Raw genomic sequence first — 23453 nt, 5'->3', positions numbered from 1 at the left:
TCCATCCCTCTCTAAATATTTTATGTTGATTATAAACACTTTCAAACGTCTATTGTCAAAAGCAAACATAACCACTCTAATTATAAAACAAAGAAAAATAATTGCAACTAAAATGTAATATTTTTAATTATTTTCATATGACCGCGCTTATGAATCTCTAGTATGCAGAACCTTGATGCACTTTCAAAAAATAAAAAAACCAAGGAGTTTTCCTCCTTGATTTACTTTATTCAATGAGCTATATGACTGACAATCAGCGACAGGTTTCCTGTCATTTCCCATTCTTGAACTGTGTGAGGCAGAATAAAGTGCTGTCCTTTCCCCAATGGATAGGATTGATCAGCAATCTTAATCTGACCTTGACCATCAATGACACTGACAAGATAGTAAGGGGCAACAGCCTCAAAATTAGTCTGGCCACCAACATCCCACTTATAGACCGTAAAGAATTCATTGGCTACCAACAAAGTGGATGTTAAGTCACCCGTTTTTAAAGTGGCAGGGTGGGAATTTTGCGGTTGGCCAATCGTCATGACATCAATGGACTGCTGGATATGCAGAGGGCGCAAATTTCCTGACGCATCAGGACGGTCAAAGTCGTAGACCCGGTAGGTTGTATCGCTGGACTGCTGAGTTTCCAACACCATAATTCCCTTACCAATGGCATGCATCGTGCCACTTGGAACATAAAAGAAATCACCAGCCTTGACAGGCACTCTCGTTAAGAGTTGTTCCCATTCTCCAGCCTCAATCTGCTCTGCTAATTCCTGGCGACTCTGGGCGGTGTGCCCATAGATAATTTCTGCCCCCTCATCAGCAGCCAGAATATACCAGCACTCAGTTTTACCTAATTCACCCTCGCGCTCCTTGGCATAGGCATCGTCAGGGTGCACTTGGACGCTGAGCCAGTCGTTGGCATCTAAAATCTTCGTTAAAAGCGGAAAAACTGGGCTGGATGGATTGCCAAAAAGCTCTGGCTGCTCCCGATAGAGACGGTCTAATCCCATACCAGTGTAAGGACCATTTTCTACTACCGAGACACCATTAGGATGAGCTGAAATCGCCCAGTATTCCCCAGTTGTCTCCGTAGGAATATCATAGCCAAACTCATCTCGCAAGCGTGTCCCACCCCAGATTTTATCGTGCATGGTTGATTGTAAAAATAATGGTTCTGCCATCATACCACTTCCTGTCTAATCATTCTGCCTCCATTATAGCATGTCACATATCAAAATAGGCATTTTCAGCTAGTGTCTTCATCCAATAACCAGATTTTTTTAGCCTTTTAACCTGCGTATGGATATTGTTCGAAATTAATCCATAACGATTGCGGTAAGCATTTGCCCAGCTCCAACAGTCAATCGGTGTCCACAAATGATAGCCTAGGCAGTTGCTTCCCTCAACAATTCCCTTGTGCAACCAAAATAAATGCTCCTGAATAAATTGAATACGATAATCATCCTCGATCATACCATCCCTATTAAGAAAACGCTCTTCATGCGACACCCCCATACCGTTTTCACTGATGTACCATGAGATATTGCCATAGTTATTTTGAATGTCCTTGGCGATATCATAAACAGCCTTGGGATAAATCTCCCATCCTTTATCAACGTTCATTCGTGCCATAGGCATATCATAAGCCTGCCAATACTTATCCGGACGAAAATCAACGGCTAAACTATTAGGCGAATAGCGCGGACGCTGAACGCGATTGGGATGATAAAAATTAATGCCTAAGAAATCAATCGTATTGGCAGCAATAAGCTCTAATTCTTCTTGACTACTTTCCCAAAGAACCCCTTCTTGATCTAATAAAGTGACCAAATCTTTCGGAAAAGCCCCTTTACTGCTGGCATCCATAAAAAGTCGGTTGTACCATAAGTCAGCAATATTCCCAGCCTCTGCATCTTCCCTTTCCTGACTAGCTGGATAGACTGGGGTTAAATTTAAAATAATACCAATTTGACCATCTAATCCTAATTGGCGATATTTCTCGATAGCCATACTGCTAGCTAATTGCAAATTGTAAGCCACTTGAACTGCTGCTTTGCCATCATCAAGCTTAGGATAATGAAATTGATGCAGATAAGCTCCTTCGACCACTACCAGAGGCTCATTATGAGTAAACCAGTGTTTTACGCGATCACCAAAAAGTTCAAAACATTTTTCTGCAAATCCAGCGAATAGCTCAACAACATGCTTATTCGCCCAGCCACCATACCGATGCAGTAACTCAACTGGTAGGTCAAAATGGTGAAGGCAGATAAAAGGGGTAATACCATTCGCTAAAAATTCATCAATAATTGCATTATAAAAAGCTGCTGCCGCTTCATTAACTGTATTTTTTTCTAAATCATCGATCAAACGTGACCATTGAATAGATGTTCTAATGCTATTAAGACCGCTGGCTTTCATCAGTTTAATATCTTCTTTAAAATCATGATAAAAATTGGAGGCCACATCAGGGCCAACATGATTATGGAAATCTTCCGGTGCCTTATCATACCAGTAATCCATCACATTCTGATGCGTTTTTTTAAAACGACCTTCTAGCTGTGGGCCACTCGTAGCTCCTCCCCACCAAAACGTTTTTGGAAATTCTAATCTCGTCATTTTCTTCCCTCCTAATGAAAGAAGCTGGAATAATATTCCAAGCTTCTTTGGCTTAAACATCTCACGAACCAGCCTTTATCAGTCCAATTGACGGTCAACTATTTTCAGAAACGGAAGCCAGATAATCGCAATAACAATAACTTGAACCAATTGTAGCAAGGAGCCCATAATGGAATTGGTCGCCAAAAATCCTGAAACGAAAATTGGCATTGTCCAAGGAACCTGAGCGCCAGTTGTTAGAGGCACTAGTCCACTTGCAAAACCAAGATAAGCTACGATCACTGAAGCAATCGGTGCAAGCAGCCAAGGAATAAAGATACTAGCATTCATGACCATAGGCAAACCGAAAATTACCGGCTCGTTCACATTGAAGATACCAGGTGCCAAGGCAAAGCGACCCACTTCGCGATATTGCCTCTGCTTCATTAAGAACGCCATCATAACGACCACAATTAAAGTTGAACCGGAACCTCCCAGACCAACGGTAAAAGTGTCCATGAACGTTTTAGTAACAATATGCCCATGCTGCGCCAAGGCATCTGCTCCCTCTTGAGTCAGCCTTGCATTATCCAGCATATTGGTTTGCCAGAAGGGCTCAAATACTGAATTGACAATAACTTGGCCATGTAGACCAAAAAACCATAAAAATTGTACAAAGAATACAGCGACAACTGTTGCAAACAGACTCGTTCCCAAACCAGTCAGCGGTTGTTGAATAAGACTATAAATAACATCGTGTAAATTAGTATTGAAAACCGATGTCATCAAAGCATTGACCAACAAGAAAACCATCAAGGTTCCAATTGCAGGAATTAAAGCAGAGAATGATTTAGAAACCGCTGGCGGAACACTTTCTGGCATTTTAATCGTAAAACCACGCTTGGTTAGATAGACAAATAATTTAGCAGCAACAAAGGATGTTATGATACCTAAAAACATCCCTTTAGCTCCCAATCTATCAAGGCTAAGCGCACCAGTTGCTTTAGCTACAACCTTACCATTATCCCCTAAAACATCAAAGAAAAACGGTGTTAAAATCAAAAATGAAGCCAGAGCAACAACAGCTGCATAAAGTCCTTCTTCCAGCTCCTCAGCCTTGGCTAAATAATAACCAATACCCAAGCTGACAAAAATGGTCATAATAGACATTGTAGCGCTCTGTCCGTTGCCAAATAAATCTGCAAATTGTACCTTTAAATTATCCGGCCAAAATGGCAGATTATTAAAAACAACAATCAAAGAGCCAAACATCGTCAGAGGAAACGATAACATAAAAGCATCGCGCAGCACCAGCAAATATTTATTATTGCCCAAAATCGTTGCTATCGGCAATACCTTTTCACTAAGCATGTCCATAAATCTGTTCATGGCGATCTCCTTTTGAAATGTGATTTATTACATGCTCATTATATCATTTATAAAATATATTTCAATTTATTTTATAAAAATAAAATTTATTTCATATTTTTATTAATATAGGCCGCTAGAATTTCTGAAAAAATTAAAAATATGGAACGATTATCGAGTTGATAAATTTCCTGTGAATCGCCAAGGAATAGTGACAGATTAGAAGGTAAGAGTATGAACTCTGATGCCAGTTCTCGCAATTCCCTTTTATCATCCATTGTTATGATGACTGTCGTACAACCGACCTTCTGAGCTGCATTGAAAATCTCTTGATAGTCTTTATTGCCTGATACAGTATAAAAAATCAAGACATCTTCTTTTTTCAGATTACGAGATAAGTAGTACATTTTTGTCTTGCTAGTGACACTTTCTGCATATTTATCCTGATAGAGTAAAAAGTAAACCATCTGCTCAGCACTTAAACCAGAACTTCCGATTCCCAAAATTTTAATATTAGACGATGAAATTAGCAGTTGCGATACACGCTCTAATTGCTCTTCATCCAGTTGACTCTCAACAAGATTTAAGTTATGGCGGTAATTATCAACAACATTAGTGATTAAACTTTTGTCTGAATGAGCCTCACTGGCTTCTCCTTCCTGAAAATACTCCTCCAATGATATTTTAAAATCTGGCAGACCCTTATAACCAATCTTCTTAGCCAGTCTAACTAAAGCAGCAGGGGAGGTTTCAATCAGAGCTGCTGCCTCTTGAACACTATTATCAATTAAATAATTCGGAGACTTAAGTAATATATTGATAATTCTTTTATCAGTTTTTGTCAGATTCGTAAATTGAAGCGAAATCCGCTCTTTAAAATTCATACTTTCCTCCTAAGTGAAAAGCTCCCAAAGACAAGCTTCAGGAGCTGGTTGATTACTCTCATTAATTTAGCGTTCTGCCACTCTTTTCGCTAGAGCAAAGTTACCAAGGGTTGCTGAGCCATTGCCAGCAACAGCTGGCGTCACAATATAGTCAGACACATCAGGAACCGGCAGATAGTCATTTAACAAGCCAGCAAATTTTTCACGCACGCGTCTAAGCATGTGCTCCTGTGCCATCACGCCGCCGCCAAATACAATGACATCTGGGCGATAAAGCAGGGTTGCCTGCACGGCAGCTTGGGCAATGTAGTAAGCCTGAATATCCCAAACATCCGCATTCCGTTCAATCAACTCACCGCGAGTACCGGTACGAGCTTCCAGTGAAGGGCCTGCCGCCAGACCTTCCAAGCAGCCATTGTGGAAAGGACAGGTTCCGTGAAATTCATTGGCAACATCACTTGGATGCAAGGCAACATAGACGTGACCAGCCTCAGTGTGACCAGCACCTCCGATAAACTCTCCTCCTTGGATTGCGCCAGCACCAATACCTGTCCCAATAGTATAATAGACCAGATTATCCACACCTGGACGCACCAGAGCCTCACCATAAGCTGACGAATTTACATCTGTTGTGAAATAAAATGGAATTTTGAACTCCTTAGAAATCAGACCAACTAAATCAACATTAGACCAATTGGGTTTAGGCGTCTTGGTGATATAACCATAGGTCTTAGAATTCTCATCAATATCTACTGGACCAAATGATCCAATTGCGATGCCTTGTAAATCGTCCTCAAATTTTTTAAAAAATTCAACCGTTTTATCAATGGTTTCATAAGGCTTCGTTGTAGGGAACTGAACCTTTTCGACGATTTGAAAATTCTCATCACCAACTGCACAGACAAACTTTGTTCCGCCCGCTTCCACACTTCCGTATAATTTCATATACCCTTCCTCCAAACAATACTAAGCCATTCAGCGATGAAAACGAGAAGTGCGGTGAGCGTGTAATAACATTTAGAAATACTTACACTCCAGAATAGTTACATCTGTAAGAACTAAAATTCTAACAACCGCACTGCTTTTTCCCGACGCTTTTAGCCTATGTTTCATTAATAAATGACTTAACTTCTTTTCTTTCCCATTATAAAAAAATTGGGACTATAAATCAATGATAATTGAGTTGCTGCCAACAAGAAAGAGGCTGAGACATCAGCCCAACCTCCTCATCTATTATCAATAGACTATCTTGATAACCATCTTATTTAACAGCAATCAAGTCAGCACCAGCTTTGACATCACCATTAGCCACAGGGGTAACTTCAGCATAGTCAGCTGAATTCGTGACGATAACCATTGTAGTATTATCAAGGCCAGCTTCAGCGATAGCTTCTGAATCGAATGTTCCCAAAACATCACCTTTCTTAACCTTTTGATTAGCCTTGACTTTTTGCTCGAAACCTTTACCATCCATAGAGACTGTATCAATACCAATATGAATTAAGACTTCAGCGCCATTATCTGATTTTAGACCATAAGCGTGGCCAGTTTCAAAGGCAATCTGTACTAAGCCATCAACTGGTGAAACAACTGTATTTCCACTAGGTTTTACAGCAATTCCTTTCCCCATAGCACCCGACGAGAATACTGGATCATTGACACCAGAGAGATCAACGGTTTTACCATCAAGCGGAGCATAAATGGTTTCTTCAGTTACCTCTGCCGCTGGTTTGTCTGCAGCAGCAACCTCGTTGTGTTCTTCTACATCAGCTTCAGCTGCTGCAACGGCTGCTTCGGCTGCAAAAACATTAGCCGCTTTTGTTTTACCATAGTAATAAGTAATCGCAAATGCAATGACAAATGAGATAACTTCACAAATTAGATAGAATGGAATTGATTTAGGATAGATAGAGATAAGACCGAGCACACCAGCCGAACCAAGTGATACTGCAATGACTCTAAGAAGCCCCGCAACAGCTGCAGAGACTGCTGAGCCCACCAAAGCACAGAAGAATGGGAAGCGGTATTTCAGATTAACCCCAAAGACTGCAGGTTCTGTAATACCAAGAAGGGCTGAAATACCAGCGGAACTTGAGAGACCTTTTGTTTTAGAGTTTTTCGTCAAAGTAAAGACTGCAAAGGCTGCCGCTGCTTGAGCCATATTGGCCATTGAGGCAACAACAAAGATGAAATCACCTGAACCTTGACCATCTTTCCAAGAATTCAAAAGAATAGTTTCAAAAGCGGGGAAGGATTGGTGCAGACCTGTAACTACGATTGGGGTATAGAAGGCACCGAAAATGCCCATACCAAGGAAACCAAGCGTATCATACAGCCAAACCAAGCCGTTGGCTACCCAATCAGATACTTGACCAAAGACTGGTCCAATAACAGCAAATGTCAAGAAACCAGTAATAATCATCGTCAGAAGCGGCGTGAAGGTAAAGTCAACTGCTGAATGCAAATGCTTATGGAACCATTTTTCAACGACACACATCAACCATACAGCAATAATGGCAGGAATAACTTGCGATGTGTACTGCTGCGCATGAAGCGTCCAACCAAAGAAGTTCCAGTCAAGAGAGAAATCTGCTGCTTTAGCTACGAATTCATTGAGCTCTTGCGAACTCATCATCAAGCCCAGAGCCGCACCTAAGAACTGGTTACCACCAAAGCGTTTGGCAGTAGAAATACCAATAAGAACTGGCATGTAGATGAAGGGCGCATCAGCCAAAACTGTCAAAAGCTGAGAAACACCAGAGATTTGCGGAAACTGTTCAACAAGTGACTGGGGTCCGAACAAATCCGGAGACTTGAAAATATTGTTAACCGCCATCAACAAACCACCAGCGACGAGAGCTGGGATAATTGGGACGAAAATTTCAGAAAGCATCTTGACAAATGCCATCACTGGGTTGGTCTTGGACCCTTGAGCAGCAATTTGCTTAACTTCTTCTGTTGAAACTTCTTTCAGACCCGTTTGCTTAATCAGTTCAGCATAAACATGATTAACATCACCAGCACCAATAATCACTTGGTATTGGCCATCCATTTTGAAAGTTCCCTTAACATCGGGATTGTTATCAAGAGCTTCCTGATCAACCTTGCTATCGTCTTTCAAAACCAGACGAAGGCGAGTTGCACAGTGAGCTCCAGCGACAAGATTATCTTTACCGACCGCCTTAATGACGTCAGCAGCTACTTTAGAATAATCCATAGCGTAACTCCTTTTAATTTTTTAGCATCTCATTTTTGAAAACGCTTTTTTACATTTCCTAATTTATCACACTCAACAAAATATGTCAACCGCTTTACATACTTTTTATTTTTATTGCAGAGTTACACCTTGATTTTTTTTTTGAAAACCTTTACTATGTTAAAGAAGTGACATCTTTTGACAGATGATCGACCTATATCGGAGGAAACAATTATGAATCTACCAACAGAGGTACGCTACCGCCCCTATGCTGACTGGACCCAGGAAGAACGTGCAGCAATCAGGGCTAAGGTAGCCGAATCCCCTTGGCATACCCACTACCATATTGAGCCAAAAACCGGGCTGCTAAATGACCCTAATGGTTTCTCCTATTTTAATGGAAAGTTTCACCTTTTTTACCAAAATTGGCCCTTTGGAGCTGCGCACGGTTTAAAACAGTGGGTACACACCCAATCAAGCGATTTAGTTCATTTTGAAGAGACAGGTGTCACTCTTGAACCTGATAACAAAAATGATAGCCACGGGGCTTACTCTGGTTCCGCCTACCCAATTGGTGATAAACTCTTTCTCTTTTACACCGGCAATGTCCGCGATGAAAATTGGGTTCGCGACCCTCTGCAGATTGGGGCCTGGATGGATAAAAATGGTAAGATCGAGAAATTTACAGACGTCCTTATTCCACAGCCAAACGATGTCACCGAACACTTCCGCGATCCCCAAATTTTTAAATACCAAGACCAGTTTTATGCGATTGTTGGTGCTCAAAGCTTAAATAAACAAGGCTTCATCAAACTCTACAAAGCTCTTGATAATGATGTTTACAACTGGCAGGAAGTCGGCAATTTGGACTTTGGCGGGACAGGCTCTGAATATATGATTGAATGTCCTAACCTAGTATTTGTTGATAACAGGCCAGTTCTGCTTTACAGTCCACAGGGGCTGAGCAAAACTGAATTGAGCTATGATAACATCTACCCTAACACCTATAAGATATGTCAAACGTTTGACACAAACCAACCTGCCCTGATAGGTGCTTCTAAAATTAGCAACCTTGATTATGGTTTTGAAGCTTATGCTACCCAAGGTTTTAACACTCCAGATGGCCGTGCCTTGATCGTTAGCTGGATCGGTCTCCCTGATATCGACTACCCAACCGACCAATACAATTATCAAGGAGCTATGAGCCTCGTTAAAGAATTAACTATCAAGAATGGCAAACTCTACCAGTATCCCGTACCTGCCATCACTTCCCTGCGCTCATCACAAGGCAGGCTGACAAATATGCTTGAGACCTCAAACACCTACGAATTAGAAGTCAACTTTAAAGCAAAGGAAAAAACAGAGCTTCTACTCTTTGCAGATGAAAAAGGGCAAGGGCTAAAACTGACGGTCGATAATACCACCGGTACTGTCACACTAGACCGCTCTAAAGCTGGAATCCAGTATGCAACCGACTTTGGTACCAGTCGTGAATGCCGTATTGAACAGGCTCAGACTGCCAATATCTTTGTTGATAACTCAATCGTAGAAATCTTTATCAACAAAGGAGAAAAAGTCTTTACCAGCCGTGTCTTCCCCGAAAAAGGACAATCCGGTATCAAAATCCTATCTGGTCAACCGGCTGGATCATACTTTGAATTGAAAGCGTAAATAAGCCTATGGTTGCAAAACTAACAGATGTCGCAGAGTTAGCTGGAGTTAGTCCAACAACTGTATCACGTGTCATCAATAACAAAGGCTATCTATCTGAAAAGACCAAGGAAAAAGTCCATACTGCTATGCGCCAGTTAGGCTATAAGCCCAATAATTTAGCCCGCGGACTGCAAGGCAAATCCTCAAAGCTGATCGGGCTGATTTTCCCAAAAATCAGCAATGTTTTTTACGCTGAAATTATTGAACACTTGGAACACATTCTCTTTTATCACGGCTACAAGGTCATTATCTGCAATAGCCAAAATGAATCCCAAAAGGAGCGAGAATATTTAGAGATGCTGGCGGCCAACCAGGTGGATGGCATCATTTCATCCAGTCATAATCTGGATATCAAAGATTACGAACAAGTGGAAGCTCCTATCGTTGCTTTTGACCGTAACCTTGCTCCGCATATCCCTGTCGTTTCATCAGATAATTTTGAAGGAGGCAAGATGGCTGCTTTCGCCTTACAAAAGGTTGGCTGCAATAACATTATCATGTTTACTGGCAATGACAATTCCAACTCAACAACAGGATTGCGCCGTCAAGGTTTTAACGCTGTTCTACCACAAGCCAAAGTTTTTAATATTCCCAGCGATTATTCAGCTATCCGCAAAGAAATGGAAATTAAAACGATCCTCAACAACGAAAAACCTCATGGTATTTTCGCCTCCGATGATATGACTGCCATTCTGACAATGAAAATAGCTGAGGATCTGGGACTGAATATCCCACAAGATCTTAAGATTGTTGGTTACGATGGAACTCAATTTGTTGAAAATTACTTTCCGCAGTTAGCTACCATCAAGCAGCCGATTAAAGAAATCGCAGAGCTCTTAGTAGATGTTCTTCTGTCTAAGATTGAAGGGCATCCTGTTCAAGAAAGCTACATTCTTCCAATCAGCTTGCTGACAGGAAAATCCCTATAAATACAAAAGAGTAATGAGTTCCAAGTGCTCATTACTCTCTTTTATATACTACTATATTGAATCAGCGCAGGTTAAAATTCTAGATGTTTATTTCGACCTCTCTTACCTTGCACCATAGGAGGCCAAACGGGCTAAAATTCTCATAATAAAAACTCGGGGAAACTAACTAATAAATTTTGTTTCCCCGAGTTTTATTTATTTGTTAACGTCGTTACGAAGCTTCTTCTTCCACAAACTTTGTCAAGATACCATTGACAAACTTGGCTGATGTTTGGTCTGAATATAACTTAGCCAACTCGATAATCTCATTTAAAGCTACACGTTCAGGTGTTTCATCATAATATTTGATTTCAAACAAACCCAAGCGCAGAAGGCTGCGGTCTGTCAAGGTTAGACGCTCCAGAGACCAGCCTTTTTTTAGATTTTCAACGATAAGATCATCTATCTCTGGACGCTCATCAACAGTACCCTTAACAAGGTTCAGAAGAAAGGCAGGAACCTCTGTTTCCTGTCTGTTCTCTAAATCCTTATCATAGCTATAAGCAAACTCAGCTGCTTGGAGAAAGTCACTTTGACCGAATTCTAAACTAAAAATAGCCTGGAAAGCACGCTCACGTAAGTTACGTCTTGAATCAGTCATCTAAGAAATCCTCATCAAACAAAGCAGCCATATCCGGTTTAGGTGTCTTTTCGGGGACAATACCGACTACATGGACATTGACGTCTGAAATCTCTACTTCAGCCATATCATAAACAGCTGATTTAACAGCACGCTGAACTTCAATTGAGACAGCCGGTACATTCACTCCATATTGGAGTTGTAAATAAATATCAGCGGTTACCTTATCGCCTTCCTTGGTCGTTAGGTAGACCCCCCGACTGAGTGTGGTCTTACTGATGCTATCTGTCACGGCCTTGTTATTAAGAGAATAGACCCCCTCAACCTTTGTCGCTGCAATCCCCGTGATGACTTCAAGCACACGCGGAGCAATGACAATGTCTCCGATTGTTTCTGCCATAGGTCTGTCCTTTCTAGTTTTTTCTATAAATCTGATACGCTTGCCTCATCATTAAGCACGGGAAACATAAGTTCCCTCTTGCGTATTAATCACTAACTTTTGACCCACTTCAATGAAATCCGGTACATTGACTACAAGACCAGTTTCTAAAGTAGCCGGCTTACCTGAACCAGTAACCGTTGCCCCTTTAATCGATGGCTGAGTATCTGTCACTGTCAGCTCAACTGTTGTAGGTACTTGCACTCCGATAACTTCTGTTCCATAAAATTGAATTTTAACCTCACCATTTTCCAAAACATAGAGCAATTCATTTTCAACATTAGCAACAGGAATTTCATACTGGTCATAAGTTTCATTATTCATGAAATAGGCAGTGTCGTCCATCTTATAAAGATACTGTGCAGGTACCGTTTCAATAATAGCCTGTTCGAATTTTTCTTCTGGACGGTAAGTCGTATCAAAAGTTGAACCAGTACGTACATCACGCAGCTTCATGCGCATAACTGTATTACCCTTACCAGGTTTGTGGTGGCTGGCTTCAAGTACCTTGATCAGCTTTCCATCAGCCGTTTCAAACGTCATACCAGCTCTGAGCTTACTTGCTTCAATCATGTTTTAACTACCCCTTTATTAAATTTAATTATCACTTCATTCTATCATAATTACAAGGGATACTCAAATTTTTTAAGAATACTCTAATAGCCTTACACAGGGCATAAAAGCACTGTTTTGATAGGAAATAGGGGGTTAATCGGCGCTCACTGATTCATCCCTAGGGACACCTCTGGAACATCATGCTGAACATATTCAACCTGCTTTTGCTTCATCAATTCGACTGCCAAAGCACTTGGGCGGTAATTAGCCTTGTAGGTAATTTTTTTAACACCTGCCTGTAACAGGGCCTTAGTGCAGTTAATGCAGGGAAAATGCGTCACATAAATTTCCGTATCCTTAGTCGAAATCCCTTCTTTAGCACATTGAATGAGGGCGTTCATCTCTGCATGAACAGTTCGAATACAGTGACCATCCTCCATGTAGTGTCCAACTTCGTCACAGTTATCTGTCTCAGATACACCGCCGTTATAGCCGGTGGCAATAATTCGTTTATCCTTGACCAAAACAGCACCAACATAAGCACGATCGCAGGTCGATCGCTTAGAAATCAGTTCCGCATTAGCCATAAAATAGTCCTGCCACGATAATCTTTCCGACATCCTTCGTCCTCCTCATTACACATCTCTTAGCGCTACGCTTTCAAAGCCCAATAAAGCTCAGCAATAATATTTAGTATACCATCTCCGCGCCTCCCGCGTCTACAATGGAGTGCAGAGTCGTCATTTGACAAAACTTTACAGAGTCTATAAAATGAGAGCAGAAATATTAGTCAAGGAGAACCAAAATGACCCAACCAGAATTCCCTCAATCTCAAATACCACAAGAACCAAACGGGCAAAGTCAGCCATCAGAGCAGATCCCAAATCAACAACCCCAAGCACAAGAAACCTACCCTCAGGGACAGCAGGGAACTGCTTATCAAGAGCAAGCCCCATATCCCCAGTGGCAGCAACAGGGGCAATATTACCAAGAACAAAATCCAAATACCCAGCAACAACCAAATGGAACCTACCTACAACAGCAGCAGGAATACTTCTATCAACAGCCTCAACAACCCACACAGCCACCTTATCCTCAGTCCTTCCAAATGCCACAGCCGGCTAAGTCTCAGGCTCCCCTAGTTCTAGGAATCTTATCTATCATTTTAGATTTAAGTTTATACTTTGTCTTTATCGGCTTCATTTTGGGCATTATCGGCCTAATCCTTTCTCTCGTTCAAAATAATAAACCCCATAAATATAAGACAGAAATTATCCTTAACAGCATTGGATTAGCTCTTCCTATTATCTTCCTCTTCCTTATTCTCATTTTGGTTTTAATCGGCATGTCAATAAGTTATTAGAGGAAAACTGAGACAGAGATCGACAGGCGGAGATCCATTTTCTCCAATCCTTTTACTCTTGCTAAGCGGTGAAGAATTCCATTTTTTATACCGACTAAAAACATAAATAAAAGCGTCAGCGTTGGCTATGCTCTGCAAGCACTACAACACTGACGTTTTTTACTTCATTTCAATTTTTCTTTTAAGTATCGACCAGTAAAAGATTGCTCATTTTGAGCAACTTCTTCTGGTGTTCCGGTTGCAACGATAGTACCGCCGCCGATACCACCTTCTGGACCAAGATCGATAAGATAATCAGCAGTTTTGATGACATCTAGATTGTGTTCAATAACGAGAACCGTATTTCCTTCATCAACAAACCGTTCCAGCACCTTAAGCAAGCGGGCAATGTCATCAGTATGGAGTCCTGTTGTCGGCTCATCCAAGATGTAGAAAGATTTCCCAGTCGAACGCTTATGGAGTTCACTGGCCAGCTTCATACGCTGAGCCTCACCACCTGATAGAGTCGTAGCCGGCTGACCTAGCGTAACATAGCCCAACCCCACATCCTTAATCGTTTGGAGTTTGCGGGCAATCTTTGGAATAGGCGCAAAGAAATCCACTGCATCATTAACGGTCATATCAAGGATTTCAGCAATATTTTTCTCCTTATAGTGGACCTCAAGCGTTTCGCTGTTGTAGCGGGTACCATGACAAACTTCACAAGGAACATAGACATCTGGCAAAAAGTGCATTTCAATCTTAATAATGCCATCGCCAGAGCAGGCCTCACAACGACCACCCTTGACATTGAAACTAAAGCGTCCTTTCTTGTAACCACGAATCTTAGCTTCATTGGTTTTGGCAAAGAGATCACGGATATCATCGAAAACACCTGTGTAAGTAGCCGGATTGGAACGGGGAGTTCGTCCGATCGGACTTTGATCAATATCAATCAAGCGCTCAATATGGTTAATACCTTCAATAGCCTTGTGTTTACCTGGTTTTTCCGAGTTGCGATTGAGCTTTTGCGCCATGGCTTTTTTCAAAATACTATTAACCAGAGTAGATTTCCCAGACCCCGAGACACCTGTCACTGCAATAAATTTTCCAAGTGGGAACTTGACATCGATATTTTGGAGATTGTTTTCGCTAGCTCCCTTAATTTCAACAAAACGGCCATTGCCTGAACGGCGCTCAGATGGGACAGGAATGGCCTTCTTACCAGATAGGTACTGTCCAGTGATAGATTTCTTATTTTTAGAAACCTGATCTGGAGTACCTGAAGCTACAATTTGACCACCAAAATGACCTGCTCCCGGACCGACATCCACCAGCCAATCGGCCTGTCGCATAGTATCTTCGTCATGCTCAACCACAATCAAGGTATTGCCTAGATCACGCATTTTTTTCAGGCTGGCAATCAGACGATCGTTATCCCGCTGGTGAAGACCAATAGATGGCTCGTCCAAGACATAGAGGACACCACTGAGGTTAGAACCAATCTGAGTAGCCAAACGAATCCGCTGGCTTTCACCGCCGGACAAGGTCCCAGCGGCACGGGAAAGAGTTAGATAGTTAAGGCCAACATTATTTAGAAAAGTCAAACGATCTCTAATCTCTTTCAAAATAGGTGCTGCAATGGTTTCTTGATTGTCTGATAAAACTAAGTGTCCTAGATGAGCCAATTGGTCCTGAATAGACAGATCAGAAATCTGACCGATATGAAGGCCGGTCTCACCACCCACCTTGACCGATAGCGCAGCATCATTGAGACGATAGCCGTGACAAGTCGCGCAAGTCAGCTCATTCATGTAACCTCGCATAACATTGCGGGTGAAATCACTATTGGTCTCATGATAACGGCGGTTGACGTTATTGACAACCCCTTCAAAGGGGATATCAATATCGCGTACACCACCAAAGTCATTGACATAATGGAAATGAAATTCGCGATCGTCTGATCCATAGAGCACTAAATCTTGCTGTTCTTTTGGCAAGGACTCAAACGGTGTATCCATATCAACCCCAAATGCTTCCATGGCCTGCTCCAGCATGGCTGGGTAATAATTGGAAGAAATAGGATTCCAAGGCGCAAGAGCTCCCTCACGCAAAGTCAAGCTAGGATCCGGAATGAGAAGATCCATATCGACCACCAACTTCATCCCCAAGCCATCACAGGTTGGGCAGGACCCAAAAGGAGCATTGAAAGAAAAAAGACGCGGTTCTAACTCAGGAACGGTAAATCCGCAGACTGGACAGGAATAATGCTCCGAAAAAAGAAGATCATTGCCATCCATAGTGTCGATAATGACATAGCCATCCGCAATCCGAAGTGCCGCTTCGACAGAGTCAAAGAGACGGCTGCGGATACCTTCTTTGTTAACCAGACGGTCAATGACCACCTCAATATTATGCATCTTGGACTTAGATAGCTCAGGTACCTCGGTCACATCATAGACCTCACCATCCACGCGCACGCGAACATAACCCTCTTTTTGAACCTTGTCAAAGAGCGTCTTGTGCTGTCCCTTCTTGCGACGTACCACAGGTGCCAGAATCTGCATGCGAGTGCGTTCAGGAAGTGTCAGAACCTGATCAACAATCTGCTCAACCGAGCTGGCGGAAATCTCTCCATGACCATTTGGACAGTAAGGAACCCCTACACGCGCATAAAGTAAACGCAGATAGTCATTAATTTCAGTAGCTGTACCAACGGTTGAACGCGGGTTCTTGCTGGTAGTTTTCTGGTCAATAGAAATAGCTGGACTAAGACCGTCTATACTGTCTACATCAGGCTTTTCCATGTTGCCCAAAAACTGACGGGCGTAGGCTGACAGACTCTCCACATAGCGCCTCTGCCCTTCTGCGTAGATAGTATCAAAAGCCAGACTGGATTTACCAGATCCAGACAAACCAGTCACCACCACCAGCTTATCCCGCGGAATTTCTACATCTATATCTTTCAAATTGTGGGCACGCGCCCCATGAATTACTAACTTATCTTGCATAACTAAGATACCAAGCCGTTAAACGACTCAAAGGAATTTAGGAACATCGACGCAGGTGAAAAGACACCTAGGAGTTTTTATCTAATTCCACAGAGTCGTAGGCGGGTTCATTTCCTTTCTAAGATATAACGGGCAAAGTAAAACTAAATGCAAATGCATTCGCTTTACTACGGGAACTCCTATAGTAGTTCCCTATGCCCCTTACTAACTTCAAAACTTCGTTAATATCGACCGAAGTTTTTTCGTGTCGCCAAGCCGTTAAGCACTCCAAAGAAAAATAGCGAGTGCTATAGCTATCTGTGGTAGCGTCGTAACACCGCCACAAGGTTGATTAGGGAAGTCGCTGTCGTGCATACGACAAGAGTTACCAATCAACTACTGTGAAAAAGGACGAAGAATCATAAGATTCTAGGAAAGGGAGTCTTTTTTCACAGAAGTGTAGGCGGGTTCATTTCCTTTCTAAAATATAACGAGCAGAGTGAAGCTAAATGCAAAAGCATTTGTTTTACTACGAGTTTGAGACAAAAGTCCAGACTCGTTAGCATTATTCTAGATTTACCAGATTGGCGCAGTGACTCATTGGTGCTAAAGCACCCAATGAACTTGCAGAGGTAAGACTCAGTTAGCATAGCAAACCTCCCAACCACTGCGAGACATTATAGAACATTATGATTTCATACAAGACTTCCCGTTCTTTTGTCCTAGGATTTAGCCCAAATTCAATGGTTAAAACATACAAGGCTATTCCAACATCCTACAACTCTTTATTATAGCAGAATAAAGTCAGTCTAACCTAAATGAAATATGGCAGTTCTCGTTCGTTTCTAAATAAGCTAAATAAATGTCAAATATAATTGACTACTTTAGTGTTCTGTGATATAGTACAAATGTCAGCTATATACGACAAAAGGAGAGTTATGAACCACGTCAAACACTACCGATTAAAGTCTGGTATTTCACAGTTGGCTCTGGCTAAGGAAATCGGCGTCTCTAGGCAAACCATTAACATGATTGAGAATGATAAATACAACCCTTCGCTGGACCTCTGTCTGCGTCTAGCATGGGCTTTGAATACCGACCTCAATCAACTCTTTTGGAAAGAGAAAGGAAAGCATTCGCTATGAAAAAAGACACCTTCACCACCAAACTTATCAAGCGCTTCTATGGTATCCGCGGTCCCTTGGATGAATTTAAGCTGCAAAAGGCCAATGCTATCGGAAATATGGTTTTTATCTGCTTAGCCACCTTTATTTTTGTGGGGGATATCTTCGTTGTTATGTTGACCGATAGATACCCACTCGCCATAGCTATTGCCTACCCTGCCGCACTAACGTTCTTGCTCCTTCTCACCTTTTTTATCGTTTACATGAGATATGATGGCAGCGACATCACAAAGGTTGAAACTGATGAACTAAATGACACTGAAAAGCGCCAGCAAGCTTTCTGGAATACCCCTATCAAATGCTTTATATACTTTGCCATCATTTTTTGGATTATTAATGCGATTACGAGTGGATTTAGCCACATTTTCTCAGTGAAAACCATTGCTCAAACACTCATCTGGGCTTTCATAATGGCATTCTTTTTTAGAGGGACTATTTCAAGAAAATAACGAAATACGGCTATCAAAAGAAGGGGGATCAACCCCAAAATTGAAAATTTTGGTTCGTATTCCCACCCTGCACACAGACGAACGACGTTTATCACATTCATTTAGTTTTTCCGCTTTGACCTTGTGGTAAAAGGAAAACCTAGCCAGCAGTAGGGAGGGGGCATCGGTGCTAAAACATCTAATGAATTTGTGCAGGGGTAAGACTAAACTGGCCTAGCCAACAAATCTTACTCCCAGCCACTGCGTCGATCTGGTAAATCTAGGATAATGCTAAAGAGTCTGGACTTTTGTCCCAGACTCCTTCTGATTCTCTTATTCTACCGTTTTCCCCGTCATATCTTGATAATCCTGACACATCTTTGCCCAAGACTCTTCAATTGTATCCGCGACTGCAAAGAGACCACTGCGGCCAATGACATAAATATCGGGGTCAGCCTGATCGATCCTCTTGAAAGTCTTACGGCTGGACGAACCGTCCATTTCAATCAAGTAATGATAACCATACTGTTGACGCAATTTCCTTAATTCAACTATTTTTTCTAGAGCAGTTTCTAGGAAACGCTGTCCTGCAAAACCTGGATCTACCGTCATAATTGTGATTTTGTCCAATAAATCAATATAAGGGGTGAGGGTGCTAACTGGCGTCTCCGGATTGAGAACAACACCAGCTTTTAGTCCAGCAGCATGAATACGGTCAATTAAGCGAAAAGCAAGACCGTTAATAACTTCTGCATGCATGCAGATATACTCACACCTAATAGCGATTAGCTGATCCACCCAAAAGGTAGGATCAGTCACCATCAGGTGACCTGACATTGGCAAATCACTGAGCTTTCTTACTTCCTCAATAAACCAAGGCGAAAGTGTAATATTCGGAACAAAATGACCATCCATAATATCAATATGATAAGACTGAGCATGATCATTCAAAAAAGTGATTTCCTGAGTAAACTTATCGAGGTTCATACACATTAGTGATGGTGAAAAATGAACATGTGCCATATAGGGTTCCTACCTCTCATTCTATAAAATTTCAATATCATCTAAACTGATATCCTCTTCTTCAATTTCTGAAACAGCTGTTAATTCATCAGCCGTTTTATTTTTGGCAATGAAGGCATAGATAACACCAGTCACCAATACATTAACAATAATCGCAAGAACACCAGCTAAGGGATGTGACATCGTCGGAATCATCAGAAAGCCTCCAAACGGAACCGTCGAATCTGCTCCCATAGCCATGGAAACCGCACCACCAGCAGCACCACCAATCGCCGCTGCTGTAATCGCACGCGCAATATCATTCAGAACAATAGGAATAACTCCTTCAACAATGTTCAGAACACCCATGGGTACTGCGGATTTCAAGGTTTCAATCTGTTCTCTGCCATAAATATTCTTACGGAGTAGTTTAGCTACAAAATAAGCAAAACCAAAACCAATAGGCGTTGAAGTATTAACTAATTGCAGGGCCGTAACCGGTTCTTTTACTCCCGACGCTAGAAGGGTTAAGGTAAAGGCGTAAACCGTTTTATTGATCGGTCCGCCGAAATCAACAATACTCAAAAAACCTACAACTAGACCAAATACTAACATGGAAGAAGAACTAAGGCCTTGCAAAGCTGTCGTCAACCAATCAGTAAAGACCGCAATCGGAATACCAACAATATAAATCATCAGCAAGCCAGAAATTAGGGATGACAGCAAAGGAACAATGACCGTCGGCATCAACCCCTTGGCCCATTCGGGAACTTTAAAAGTTTTTAGAATCCCCAAGGCCAAAAAGCCAGCTAAGTAGCCGCCTAAGAGACCACCCAGAAAGCCAGCACTGATCGCATTAGCTGATAAGCCTACAACAAACCCCGGTGCAATACCTGGCTTACCCGCGATAGAATAAGCAATTCCCGTTGCAATAATGACAGGTAACAGCCCTAGCGCTTTCCCTCCCATCGTAGCCAAGGTATCCCAAAAGGTGAATTTCCCCTGAACCAAGGCATCTTGTGCGGTACCGCCAAGAGCCATACCAATGGCGACAAGGAAACCAGCCCCGCATACAATTGGAACTAAGTAAGAAATAGCAGTCAAGAGATGCCCTTTTAGATTTAATTTTTTCCATGTATCTTTCATAAATCTGCTCCTCCCTTATTGAGATTGTGCTATCTCAAAAGCCTTCTCTAACAGTTTATTAGGTGACTTGATGGCAATTTCTGTTGGAACCTTGATGACCTTTTTTCCTTCAAATCGCTCCATCCCCGAAATTTTGACATCAATAGCCAAAATAACGATATCCGCTTCCTGAATTTGCTGCTCTGTTAACGCATTTTCTACTCCAATGGTTCCTTGAGTTTCAATATGGATATCATGCCCTGCATTCTTAGCAGCATTTTCAAGTTTTTCCTGAGCAATATAGGTGTGGGCAATACCTACCGTACAAGCTGCAACTCCAACAATTTTCATAAATAATTTCCTTTCTTTAAAATACAAAAGTGTTAAGTGACACACAGCAAAATGGGAAAGCAGACGCAGATGCTTGATATCTAGGAAGGCTGTATACTTAAAAGTCTCTGCACTGTAATCAGCTAAGACTGAAACCGTTGCATATCTTTTTGCACAGTGTCGTAGGCGAGTTCAGTTCTGGTCTAAATTTTGCTTGCCTCAATCAAGAACCCCAAGCAACTCCATTTATTTCCTTTTAGGCAAAGGCTGCAACAACATCTTCAACCGACTGAGCCGCTAAAAGATTTTCAACCACCCTATCCTTGCCCAATTTTTTAGCAAAGAGCGCTAAAAGTTTTAGGTGCTCTTGAGCATTGTCAGTGTCATTGCCAACGGCAAAGAGAATCACCACTCTGACCCCTTTACCATCTAAACTTTCCCAAGGAATTTCATACTTGTTAATGGCAATGGCCACACCAATTTTATTAACCGCTTCGCTCTTACCATGGGGAATCGCTACAAAATTACCAATGCCTGTCTGCCCTTCTTTTTCACGCAAATAGACATCCTCTAAAAAACCATCGGCATCCTCCAGATAGGCCTGCTCTTCCAGCTGCTGGCAGAGCTTTCGCAATACCTCATCCTTGCTTCTAGCAGTGAGACCTGTCAATACCAAGTTTTTATCAATCACATCTGTTACTTCCATAAATGTCTCCTTTTGATAGGGCTTCTGGGAAAAGACCAGACATAGCCTATTAACCAGCTTCATAAATTTTCTAGCATGATTTCCAACTGTTTTAAATCCACCTTCCTCAATTGATGAACAAAGTGCTCATCGGCTAACTTTCGCACAAAGGTCTGAATAGCGAATTGCTCGGTACTACAGGTCTGACTGTCCAAGGCAATAGTAAGTACCAGCTGGACGTGATTAACAGTCTCAGACCAGTTGACTGCTGATGCCAGTCTGCTAATAATGATGCGGTTGGCTAGACCTGGAAGTTCAATATGGGGCAAGACTACTCCCGGTGCAATCTCAATACTACCCAATTTTTCCCGCCAGACCAAGGCCTCCAAAATAGCTGACTGATCAATGGAGGAATCTTTTGCAAGCTCCGTTGCTAGACACCGATAGACCTCTTCCCGACCAGCCAGAGCTAGATCTAAGTGAATGTCATAAAGATTAGTGACCATAGCGAATCTCCTCAATCTTTCGCCGAATACGCCTCTGATCATCCTCCGTCATCAAGGCACTGACTAGGATTTTGGTCATATTCTCTGGTATCGCTACATTAACGGTTGTAATTAACAGCTGGGCCTCTGGATATTGCCGACTGACATCGGCCAAATCTCGATAGGGCAGAACCGATAAGATGGCTAAATCGCCAAATTGCTGTTCAATCTTGGAGCGAAGCAACTCTGAGGTTCCAATGCCTGAGGTACACATGATTAAAGTAGGAATAGGCGGTGATTGAGTCTCTTGATAGCGGGCAAAGTAGAGGGTAATAAAGCCAATTTCGTCCAGGTTAATAGCCGGGAAACCATACCGTTGACTGACTGCTTCTGAAACGCGGCGAACCCGATCAAAAATTTGAGGATAGGTCAATCGTATATCCGACAGCATGGCATTTTTTATCCGAATCTTGTGGTCCAAACGCCTGAGCATGGGACTAATATGATTGGCCAAGTCGACAAAGATAGGAGAATCCTCTATAATAGCCTGTCCTCTATCGGGAAGTATCTGCTCGAAATAGAAGTGAGTAATTGTCAACGTTCGCTGCGAAAAATAAATCGGAGCAGACTCATGAATATCCTGAAAGTGGGAAGCCATCAAATATTGATAGAGATGATAGACTTCACTATCATCAACACTAATCCCTAATTTTTCTCTAACATCCTGAATGACTCGCCAGCTTTCTTTCATCAAGGAGTTCGTTTCTTCAAAATTCTGAAGAGGTTGATGGGTTCCCAGGAAAATCTTCCCCTTTTTAGAACGCATAATCATGATATATAAGTGGGAAAAAACATTAACATCATAAGGGTAGGGAAGAACTGCTTGCAGATGTTGTTCAATAGAATGAAGCTCAGCCCGAATAAAGCTAGCCACCTCCCTATCAATCGTTTGATCTTTTCCAAGAGATAATTGCTCCAAATCAATTGTTCTAAACGTTGGGACCAAATCCGCAATAGCCCGGCGAATATTCTGCTCCTCTCCATGAATAGAGAGAGTACGCCCCCGACTAAGCAAACGTAATTGATAGTCATTCAAAAGTTTTTGTAACTCCAGCTTATCCTTTTGAATAACAGATTCGCTGACAAAATAATCTTGGCACAAATCATAGAGCGCCAGACCTTTGGGTGCTCTAAGCAAAAGACGCTCCAAGATCAGTTCCTGTCTATTCTCAACCGTTACGTCATCATGAAGAAGATAGGATCTTTGAGTAAAGGTCAGGTATTTTTCTTGATTCAGCCAATACCCCCTGCCCTTTTGAGAAACAATCAACTGACCGCCATGTTCTTGATTGAGAGACTTAATCATCCGATAAATGGTCTTTTCTGATCTTCCCAGAGCCTGAGCTAATTGACTAGCCGTCACGTAATCTGATTGCTGGCTCAAAAAGAAGAGAAGCTCATCAATTTTTTTCCGACTTTCAACCATAATTTTTTCCCCACTTACACCTTTATTCTATAGCTTTTAAAAAAGTCCGCTTATTAAAAAATGGCCATTGCAACGGTCATTTTTTTCTTATCCTCACT

At 41.9% G+C, this 23453-nt stretch carries 21 protein-coding genes and 1 pseudogene; 5 read left to right on the top strand and 17 right to left on the bottom strand.

The annotated features are described in order from the left end of the window. Window positions 1-230 precede the first annotated feature (230 nt). The 6 genes from manA to AC4HAL_RS05595 form a co-directional block, all read right to left on the bottom strand. Entirely contained in the window at window positions 231-1178 is a 948-nt protein-coding gene (manA, locus tag AC4HAL_RS05620) for a mannose-6-phosphate isomerase, class I (RefSeq protein WP_491093382.1), read from the bottom strand. Between the two features lie 43 nt (window positions 1179-1221). Next, window positions 1222-2616, bottom strand: a complete 1395-nt coding sequence (locus AC4HAL_RS05615; RefSeq protein WP_491093360.1) for a glycoside hydrolase family 1 protein — start codon at window positions 2614-2616, stop codon at window positions 1222-1224. A gap of 78 nt (window positions 2617-2694) precedes the next feature. Continuing rightward, a complete protein-coding gene (locus tag AC4HAL_RS05610; protein WP_491093359.1) occupies window positions 2695-3984 on the bottom strand; it encodes a PTS sugar transporter subunit IIC in 1290 nt (429 codons plus the stop codon). Window positions 3985-4070: 86 nt separating this feature from the next. After that, entirely contained in the window at window positions 4071-4847 is a 777-nt protein-coding gene (locus tag AC4HAL_RS05605) for a MurR/RpiR family transcriptional regulator (protein WP_491093358.1), read from the bottom strand. A gap of 66 nt (window positions 4848-4913) precedes the next feature. Continuing rightward, window positions 4914-5792: a fructokinase ScrK gene (scrK, locus tag AC4HAL_RS05600; protein WP_447451899.1), complete on the bottom strand. Its 879-nt coding sequence runs from the start codon at window positions 5790-5792 to the stop codon at window positions 4914-4916. A 316-nt stretch (window positions 5793-6108) separates the two neighbouring features. Continuing rightward, the gene (locus tag AC4HAL_RS05595; RefSeq protein ID WP_491093357.1) at window positions 6109-8064 is read right to left on the bottom strand and encodes a sucrose-specific PTS transporter subunit IIBC; all 1956 of its coding nucleotides are present in this window, start codon (window positions 8062-8064) and stop codon (window positions 6109-6111) included. A gap of 213 nt (window positions 8065-8277) precedes the next feature. On the opposite strand from AC4HAL_RS05595, the gene AC4HAL_RS05590 reads away from it, so the two are divergent. After that, complete coding sequence (locus AC4HAL_RS05590; RefSeq protein WP_491093356.1) at window positions 8278-9714, top strand: sucrose-6-phosphate hydrolase; 1437 nt, start codon at window positions 8278-8280, stop codon at window positions 9712-9714. 8 nt (window positions 9715-9722) lie between these two features. Continuing rightward, window positions 9723-10685, top strand: a complete 963-nt coding sequence (locus tag AC4HAL_RS05585; protein ID WP_491093355.1) for a LacI family DNA-binding transcriptional regulator — start codon at window positions 9723-9725, stop codon at window positions 10683-10685. 211 nt (window positions 10686-10896) lie between these two features. Here AC4HAL_RS05585 and nusB read toward each other — a convergent pair whose 3' ends face one another. The 4 genes from nusB to AC4HAL_RS05565 all read right to left on the bottom strand — a co-directional run bounded on the left by nusB (window position 10897) and on the right by AC4HAL_RS05565 (window position 12918). After that, a complete protein-coding gene (gene nusB, locus AC4HAL_RS05580) occupies window positions 10897-11325 on the bottom strand; it encodes a transcription antitermination factor NusB (protein ID WP_447451895.1) in 429 nt (142 codons plus the stop codon). Then, window positions 11318-11704 (bottom strand): Asp23/Gls24 family envelope stress response protein, encoded by a 387-nt coding sequence (locus tag AC4HAL_RS05575; RefSeq protein WP_447451894.1) that lies wholly within the window; start codon window positions 11702-11704, stop codon window positions 11318-11320. Before AC4HAL_RS05575 ends, nusB begins: the two co-directional genes overlap by 8 nt. A gap of 51 nt (window positions 11705-11755) precedes the next feature. Then, window positions 11756-12316 carry an elongation factor P gene (efp, locus tag AC4HAL_RS05570; protein WP_447451893.1) on the bottom strand — a complete coding sequence of 187 codons (561 nt, stop codon included), beginning with the start codon at window positions 12314-12316 and terminating at the stop codon, window positions 11756-11758. Between the two features lie 146 nt (window positions 12317-12462). Beyond that, a complete protein-coding gene (locus tag AC4HAL_RS05565) occupies window positions 12463-12918 on the bottom strand; it encodes a deoxycytidylate deaminase (protein WP_447451892.1) in 456 nt (151 codons plus the stop codon). Between the two features lie 185 nt (window positions 12919-13103). Between AC4HAL_RS05565 and AC4HAL_RS05560 the strand changes: the two genes are divergently transcribed. Next, a complete protein-coding gene (locus AC4HAL_RS05560) occupies window positions 13104-13661 on the top strand; it encodes a hypothetical protein (protein ID WP_491093354.1) in 558 nt (185 codons plus the stop codon). Window positions 13662-13825: 164 nt separating this feature from the next. On the opposite strand, the gene uvrA is transcribed toward AC4HAL_RS05560, so the two are convergent. Then, a complete protein-coding gene (gene uvrA, locus AC4HAL_RS05555; protein ID WP_491093353.1) occupies window positions 13826-16651 on the bottom strand; it encodes an excinuclease ABC subunit UvrA in 2826 nt (941 codons plus the stop codon). Between the two features lie 917 nt (window positions 16652-17568). Here uvrA and AC4HAL_RS05550 point away from each other — a divergent pair. Beyond that, on the top strand, window positions 17569-17775 hold the full coding sequence (locus AC4HAL_RS05550; RefSeq protein ID WP_491093352.1) for a helix-turn-helix transcriptional regulator: 207 nt from the start codon (window positions 17569-17571) through the stop codon (window positions 17773-17775). Then, window positions 17772-18263 (top strand): DUF3278 domain-containing protein, encoded by a 492-nt coding sequence (locus tag AC4HAL_RS05545; RefSeq protein WP_491093351.1) that lies wholly within the window; start codon window positions 17772-17774, stop codon window positions 18261-18263. Before AC4HAL_RS05550 ends, AC4HAL_RS05545 begins: the two co-directional genes overlap by 4 nt. Before the next feature lie 312 nt (window positions 18264-18575). Here the strand turns inward: AC4HAL_RS05545 and alsE are convergent, their stop codons facing one another. From alsE to AC4HAL_RS05515, 6 genes and pseudogenes are all read right to left on the bottom strand, one after another. Further along, window positions 18576-19265, bottom strand: coding sequence for a D-allulose 6-phosphate 3-epimerase (gene alsE / locus AC4HAL_RS05540; RefSeq protein ID WP_491093350.1), 690 nt, complete (start codon window positions 19263-19265; stop codon window positions 18576-18578). Window positions 19266-19286: 21 nt separating this feature from the next. Further along, the gene (locus AC4HAL_RS05535; RefSeq protein WP_491093349.1) at window positions 19287-20390 is read right to left on the bottom strand and encodes a PTS fructose transporter subunit IIC; all 1104 of its coding nucleotides are present in this window, start codon (window positions 20388-20390) and stop codon (window positions 19287-19289) included. Between the two features lie 15 nt (window positions 20391-20405). After that, a pseudogene (locus AC4HAL_RS05530) lies at window positions 20406-20819 on the bottom strand (PTS fructose transporter subunit IIB); the annotation flags it as partial. A gap of 136 nt (window positions 20820-20955) precedes the next feature. Continuing rightward, on the bottom strand, window positions 20956-21405 hold the full coding sequence (locus tag AC4HAL_RS05525) for a PTS sugar transporter subunit IIA (RefSeq protein WP_491093348.1): 450 nt from the start codon (window positions 21403-21405) through the stop codon (window positions 20956-20958). Between the two features lie 59 nt (window positions 21406-21464). After that, window positions 21465-21890 carry a PTS sugar transporter subunit IIA gene (locus AC4HAL_RS05520; RefSeq protein WP_491093347.1) on the bottom strand — a complete coding sequence of 142 codons (426 nt, stop codon included), beginning with the start codon at window positions 21888-21890 and terminating at the stop codon, window positions 21465-21467. Then, window positions 21880-23355: a BglG family transcription antiterminator gene (locus AC4HAL_RS05515; RefSeq protein ID WP_491093346.1), complete on the bottom strand. Its 1476-nt coding sequence runs from the start codon at window positions 23353-23355 to the stop codon at window positions 21880-21882. Before AC4HAL_RS05515 ends, AC4HAL_RS05520 begins: the two co-directional genes overlap by 11 nt. Between the last annotated feature and the right edge of the window lie 98 nt (window positions 23356-23453).

This window comes from Streptococcus sp. ELY_125, assembly GCF_058314535.1.
Note: the sequence above shows the minus strand (reverse complement) of the source record. Positions and strands in the feature narration are given on the sequence as shown.